Here is a 6,509-nt window from a genome sequence, read left to right on the forward strand (position 1 = left end):
TTGGCGGCGCGCACGTCCAGCGTGCCCACGGGACGGCGCGCTTGCTGCCGGGGGGCGGAACGCTCCGGTGCCGGATGAACGCTCATGAAAGGCTCCTTGCTGTGCGCTGCGGGCGGGGTGCGCCCGGTGATGCGTTGGCGCTGCGCGCCGATGATCAGTCGGCGCGGGTTGCGCCCGGTGATGCGTTGGCGCTGCGCGCTGGGCAACCAGTCTACATCCCCCGCCGGGGCATGGCAAACCGCGGGGTACGCCTGGCCATGCGAAGGGCATCGGAACCGGCTGGCGAAGCGGCGGACTGGTCGGGCAGACCATGTCTGCTTTTCCGGGCAAGTCGGGGGTATCGGGTAGCGGCGGGGACGGATCGGTCGCCAACCCGCGCCTGCTGCGACCCCCTCATGTCCGCCTGCATTCGTCCCGAATCCTGCCCGAATCCGGTTTATCCGGACAAGCGTAAAGAAAAGTGAAGGCCGCCCCCTATAGTTTCACATGGGCAGGCCGAAAAGAGGGGCATGAACGGCGGATGATCGCATGGATGCGGTCGGCGTGGTGCCCCGCCCGGAACGGCGCAATATTCATGGAGGAATATTATGTCTCTCGTAATCAATCACAACTTGATGGCAATGAATGCCGCCCGCAACCTCAGCTCGTCGTACGGCAACCTGTCCACGTCCGTGCGCCGACTGTCGTCGGGTCTTCGTGTTGGCGCCGCCTCTGACGACGCGGCCGGCCTGGCCATTCGCGAACTGATGCGTTCGGACATCGCCGCCCTGAACCAGGGCGTGCGTAACGCCAACGACGCCATCTCGCTGATCCAGACCGCCGACGGCGCCCTTGGCGTCATCGATGAAAAGCTGATCCGCATGAAGGAACTGGCCGAACAGGCCGCTACCGGTACCTACACCTCGGATCAGCGTCTCATCATCGATTCGGAATACCAGGCCATGGCCTCGGAAATCACCCGAATCGCCAACTCGACGGACTTCAACGGCATCCACCTGCTCAACGGCAACCTGTCCGGCGCCACCCACGACGGCTCCGGCCTCGTGTCCACCGGCAAGCTGAAGGTCCACTTCGGTTCGGCCAACGACTGCTCGGAAGACTACTACTACATCCGCATCGGCACCTCCACGGCGTCGGCGCTGGGCGTGGGCAGCCAGGCAGCGGAAGGCAAGGGCAAGTCGATCTCCACGCAGTCTGCCGCGCAGGCCGCCCTGGAAGGCATCGAGAACGCCATCATCTCGAAGGACAAGATTCGCGCGAACCTTGGTGCGCTCCAGAACCGTCTGGAAAACACCATCAGCAACCTGCAGATCCAGTCGGAAAACCTGCAGGCCGCCGAATCGCGGATTTCGGACGTGGACGTTTCGAGCGAAATGACCGAATTCACCCGTCAGCAGATCCTGACGCAGGCTGCCGTCGCCATGCTCTCGCAGGCCAACTCCCTGCCGCGTATGGCCATGCAGCTGCTGGGCGGCTAGGGCACACACCGTAAGGTGGAGGGGTTTTGGCAGACACGCTCGACCGGGCCGCGCAAGCGGCCCGGTTTTTTTTGCGTCTTGAAGGTTTGCCGCAAACTGCACGATAGGATGCGCGTGAACGTTGACAGGGAGAAGAACGTGCAAGATTCCCCGGACTTTCAGGGGCGGGTGCTGACGCCCGGAATCATTTCCGCCAGCCGGTCCACGGATATTCCGGCCTTTTACGCGGAATGGTTCGTGCGTCGCCTGCGCGAAGGGTATGTGCGGTGGCGCAATCCCTTCAATCAGCAGGACTTCCGCATAGACCTGCGCGCGGCGGGCGGCATCGTGTTCTGGACCAAGAATGCGAAGCCGCTGCTGCCCTGCCTGGAGGAAATCCACGACAGGGGGTACGACTTCTATTTCCAGTTCACGGTCAACGACTACGAGGCGGAAGGATACGAACCCCGCGTGCCGCCGCTGGCGGAGCGCATCGAGACGTTCGCGGCCCTGTCGCGCCGCTGGGGACCCGAGCGGGTGGTGTGGCGGTATGATCCCATCTGCCTTGCCGAGGGGCTGGACGCGGACGGGGTGATGGAGCGCATCCGTCGCGTGGGTGATGCGCTGGCCCCGTACACGAGGCAACTGGTCTTCAGTTTCGTGGACGTGGGGACCTATGCCAAGGTGCAGCGCAACGTCAAGGCGCAGCAGGAGCCGCTGCTGCGGGAACCTTCGTTCGACGAGCAGGACCGGCTGGCGGAAATGATTGCGGACTATGCGGCATCCCGGCAACTCACACCCGCGACGTGCGGCGAACGCAGGTCGTTTGCCCGTTACGGCATCGATCTCAACAAGTGCGTGGACGGAGATCTCTTTGCGCGGATATGCCGCCCCGGCAACGTGAAGCTGCAACGGCATCTCGGCATCCGGCTTGACCAGCATGTGTTGGGCGTGCCGCAACGGCTGGAGCCCCTGTTGCGCAAGGATCTGCGTAAAGACAGGGGGCAGCGGGCCGAATGCGGGTGCGTGGAAAGCAAGGATATCGGCATGTACAACACTTGCGGGCACATGTGCGTGTATTGCTACGCCAATACTTCCGTGGCCGTGGTGGAAAAAAACAGGACCCGGCACCGGCTGGATGCGGACGGCATCATTCCGTTGCCGGAAAAGGGCGAAACCCCGGACGGGGAAGTGTAGCCATCGCCAGCCGCCATTCGCCAGCAGGACGGCGGGAGAACCGGCACGTACGGGGCGGGCCGCATGCACGGCCCGTCTTTTTTCGTGTCGTCATCAGGCGGTTGTTTACAGTTGTCCGCCCCTGCGGCATCGTGCGCGCATCCCATCACCCTCTGTACCGCAGAAGAGAGGCCATCATGGTCACCCCCGCCGCGCATTCCCCCGAGATGCCAGCCGTTCCATCACGCCTGCCGCAAGTGTTGGCCGCCGTGTTCGTGGTGATGTTCGTGGTGCTGGGCATCGCCCCGTACGACCGCACGGTGTGGTTTCTGGAATGCACGCCCGTGATCGCCGTCTTTCTGCTGCTGGCGGGTACGGCGCGCAGGTTCCGGTTCAGCAACGCCGCCTACCTGCTGATGGCGGTGTGGCTGTTCTGGCATACCGTGGGGGGACATTACACCTTTACGCGGGTGCCGTTCGGCGTCATTACCGATGCCTTCGGCTTTGCGCGCAACCATTTCGACCGCGTGGGCCATTTCAGCGTGGGCTTCTATGCCTACGCCTTCGCGGAACTGCTCACGCGCCGCCGCCTGGCCGGGCCGGTGGTGACCATGTTTTTCGCGCTGTTCGTCATCATGGCCGTGGCCTGCGGGTGGGAAATCCTGGAATGGCTGGTGGCCGACGCCGAGGGCGGCGAGGCGGGGCTGGCCTTTCTGGGGAGCCAGGGCGACGTGTGGGACGCGCAGAAGGACATGCTGGCCGACACCCTGGGGGCCGTGTTCGCGCTGGTGCTGTTCCGGCTGTGCGGCAGGCGCTGGGGGAGCATGGAGCCGGTGTAGGGCGGCGTGCGGGATGTGCGGCGCCGGATGCAGGAAGATGCGGCGTGATTCGATGAAGGTGACCTGAAGCGGCCCGTTGTGGCCTGACCGGACGGCGGACCGGGGCAGGGGCGTGGGCTGCCATTCCGGAGCGCCGGGCCGTTTGGACAGCGCAGGGGAAATGCCGTATGCCGGACGGGCGCGCCGCACGGCGCATCCGGCGGCTTGTCGCCGGGCGCTGGCGGCCGACGTCATTTCTTCCGGAGCCTTGCCATGACCGCCTGCAATCCGCAGTTGAACCTTCAGGGGCGCGGCCGCCTGAAGCGCATCGTCGATTTCCTGAACGAGGCGGGCATGCTGCGCCTCACGCCGCGCACCGGCTACCAGTTTCTCGGCACCGGCAACGAGAACGTGGCCGAACACTCCTTCCGCACCGCCATCATCGGCTACGTGCTGGCCCGCATGGCCGGGGCCGATCCTTCCCGTACCGCCATGCTGTGCCTGTTCCACGACTTTCACGAGGCGCGCATTGGCGACTTCAACTACGTCAATCGCATCTACAATACGTCGAAGCCCCGCGATGCCGTGGTGCACGCCGCCGAAGGCACCGGCCTCGAGGTGGACATGCTGGAGTTCTGGGACGACCTGGAGGCCTCGCAAACGTCCGAGGCGCAACTGGCCCACGACGCGGACCAGCTGGACCTGATCCTGAACCTGAAGCGCGAACTGGACCTGGGCAACAAGTACGCGGGCAAGTGGATGGAAAGCGCGCTGGAGAGGCTGCGCACCGAGGAAGGCCGCGAACTTGCCAGGACCATTGCCGAAACCGACCACACCGACTGGTGGTTTCTGGGGCCGGACCGTGCGTGGTGGGAGAGGAAGAACGGGAACGAGTAGAACGCTTCGCGGGTGGGGATGGGGTGGTGCGTGGCTTGCATGGCTTCTACGAAGACAGTCGCGCCCCTTTGATTACCCTCGATTTCGTTATGTCTCCGACGGGCAAGGGGCCATGGAACGATGGCCCCTTGCATCCCCGCGTTCCAGGGGCTCCGCCCCTTGGAACCCCGTGTCGTCCTCCACCGCATTCTTACGCCGGACAGCTTCCCTGCGGCGCTGGCGCGCCTCGGGCGATCTGCCCGGCTGAATGCGTATGTGCCCGAATCTCTCGTCGCCCCTATCTCACTTAGGTGCCCTTGCCCTCGCCCCCAGTTGCGACGCATGTGCCGCCGTCAAGGCCCGACGTCACACGCTTCCACGCACATCACGTAGCTCTTGAGCAGCATTCGGCTCTGTGCGGCTGGTCTGTCGTTGCAGTGGGGCAAGGCGTCAGGCCCTTCAGGCATGGTGCGGTATACGCGCGGATTGCGCCCGCAGCCGGAGATCGCCGCCGGAGGCTTTGCGACGGCGGAAGCTCCGGCGTTGCGGGTGCACCGCAACTCGACTGACGGTAAAGGCATAACCCGAACTGTCGGCAAGGTGACGAGAGATATGTGCACATACGCATTCAGGCGGGCAGATCGCCCGAGGCGCGCTAGCGCCGCAGGGAAGCTGCCCGGCGTAAGAATGCGGTGCAGGATATGTTGGGGGTCCAGGGGTGGCGAAGCCCCCCTGGAGCGCGGGGATGCAAGGGGCCGCCGCTTTGCGGCCCCTTGCCCGTCGGAGACATAACGAAATCTGACGTGGTCAAAGGGGCAGAACGGCCTTCGTGGAAGCCGGACGCAATTGCGCACGCCCCCTCCCTTTTACTATTCCCACATCCCCCACCTACTCAGGATTCCTGAGCACCTCCAGCACCTCCACCCGTGATGCCTGCCACGCCGGGTACGCCCCGGCCACCAACCCCAGCAGCACGGATGCCACGCACGCCCCCCCGATCAGCAGCGGGTCGTACAGGTACGGGAAATCCCCCACGGCATACACCACGGTGACGATGCCGACAGCCGCCAGCACGCCTGCCGCGCCGCCGACCCCGGCCATCACCCCGGCCTCGGCCAGGAACTGGCGGATGATCACCGTGCGGCTTGCGCCCACGGCCCGGCGGATGCCGATTTCCAGCCTGCGGGCGCGCACCAGCAGGATCATGATGGACAGGATGCCCAGCGCCCCCACCGCAAACGAGATGGACGACGACAGCACCCCCAGCGTCCACACCAGCTCCAGCGCCTGGTTGCGCAGCCGGGCGGAATCCTGCGCCGAGATGACCGAAAAGTCGTCCTTGCGGCTTGGCCCCATGTGGTGGCGGCGGCGCAGGATGTCGGTGACGGCGGTCTTGGCGGCGGCCTCGTCGTTCTGGTCGTGCAGGTTCATGAACACGCCGCTGATCCAGTCCTGATTGGTGAAGCGGCGCATGTACGTGGACAGCGGGGTGAACACCATCTCGTCCAGGTTGGCCCCGGTCACGTCCTGCCCCTTTTCGGGCAGCACGCCCACCACCAGCACGTTGGCGCGAAAGAAGAACACCTGCTTGCCCACGGCCTCCGCCGGGTCGCCGAACAGGCGCTGCGCAATGGCATAGCCCAGCACGCACACCTTGGCCTGCGTGGCCTCTTCCTCGTCGTTGTAGAAGCGGCCATGCTCGGTTTCCAGCATGCGCACCTGCGCATAGGCGGGGGGCGACGCCATGAGCTGGCTGCCCGTCTTCACCCGGCCATGGCGCACCGGCATGGAGCCGCTGGCGTAGGGCACGCCCAGCCGCACCTGCGGCACGGTGCCCAGAATCTCGCGGGCGTCCTCCAGGCTGAAGGTGGTGGTCATGCCGGTGACGCGGGTGGACCCTTCACGCCGGAAGTTGGCCTGCCCGGACAGGGCCTGCAACAGGTTGGGGCCAAGGCGCTGCGTCTCGATGTCGGCCTTCTTGACCATGGCCTTGGAGATGTGCAGCACGGCGGTAAGCGCCAGCGCACCCAGAAAGACCCCCAGCATGGCCAGCACCGTGCGCATGCGGTGGGCGGCCAGCGAACGCAGGGCAATGCGCAGCCGCTGCATCACTCACCCCCGCGCAGGGCCTGGATGGGGTCCAGCGCGGCGGCCTGCCGCGCCGGGCGCAGCCCGAACACCA

Annotated in this window: 6 protein-coding genes; 4 read left to right on the forward strand and 2 right to left on the reverse strand. The window is 65.5% G+C overall.

All coding sequences use genetic code 11. The features are described 5' to 3' along the window. Positions 1–206: hypothetical protein (locus FVW20_RS04665; RefSeq protein WP_196608498.1), on the reverse strand; the 206-nt coding region annotated here is incomplete at its 3' end. 381 nt (positions 207–587) lie between these two features. On the opposite strand from FVW20_RS04665, the gene FVW20_RS04670 reads away from it, so the two are divergent. The 4 genes from FVW20_RS04670 to FVW20_RS04685 all read left to right on the forward strand — a co-directional run bounded on the left by FVW20_RS04670 (position 588) and on the right by FVW20_RS04685 (position 4,348). Beyond that, positions 588–1,478, forward strand: coding sequence for a flagellin N-terminal helical domain-containing protein (locus FVW20_RS04670; RefSeq protein WP_015946570.1), 891 nt, complete (start codon positions 588–590; stop codon positions 1,476–1,478). Between the two features lie 138 nt (positions 1,479–1,616). Next, the gene (locus tag FVW20_RS04675) at positions 1,617–2,654 is read left to right on the forward strand and encodes a DUF1848 domain-containing protein (RefSeq protein WP_307831355.1); all 1,038 of its coding nucleotides are present in this window, start codon (positions 1,617–1,619) and stop codon (positions 2,652–2,654) included. Positions 2,655–2,830: 176 nt separating this feature from the next. Beyond that, positions 2,831–3,472, forward strand: a complete 642-nt coding sequence (locus tag FVW20_RS04680; protein ID WP_231038866.1) for a DUF2238 domain-containing protein — start codon at positions 2,831–2,833, stop codon at positions 3,470–3,472. Positions 3,473–3,724: 252 nt separating this feature from the next. After that, the gene (locus tag FVW20_RS04685; protein ID WP_196608500.1) at positions 3,725–4,348 is read left to right on the forward strand and encodes an HD domain-containing protein; all 624 of its coding nucleotides are present in this window, start codon (positions 3,725–3,727) and stop codon (positions 4,346–4,348) included. A gap of 867 nt (positions 4,349–5,215) precedes the next feature. Here FVW20_RS04685 and FVW20_RS04690 read toward each other — a convergent pair. After that, on the reverse strand, positions 5,216–6,436 hold the full coding sequence (locus FVW20_RS04690) for an ABC transporter permease (RefSeq protein WP_196608501.1): 1,221 nt from the start codon (positions 6,434–6,436) through the stop codon (positions 5,216–5,218). Between the last annotated feature and the right edge of the window lie 73 nt (positions 6,437–6,509).

The organism is Nitratidesulfovibrio oxamicus, assembly GCF_015731765.1.
Classification (GTDB): Bacteria; Desulfobacterota; Desulfovibrionia; order Desulfovibrionales; family Desulfovibrionaceae; genus Cupidesulfovibrio; species Cupidesulfovibrio oxamicus.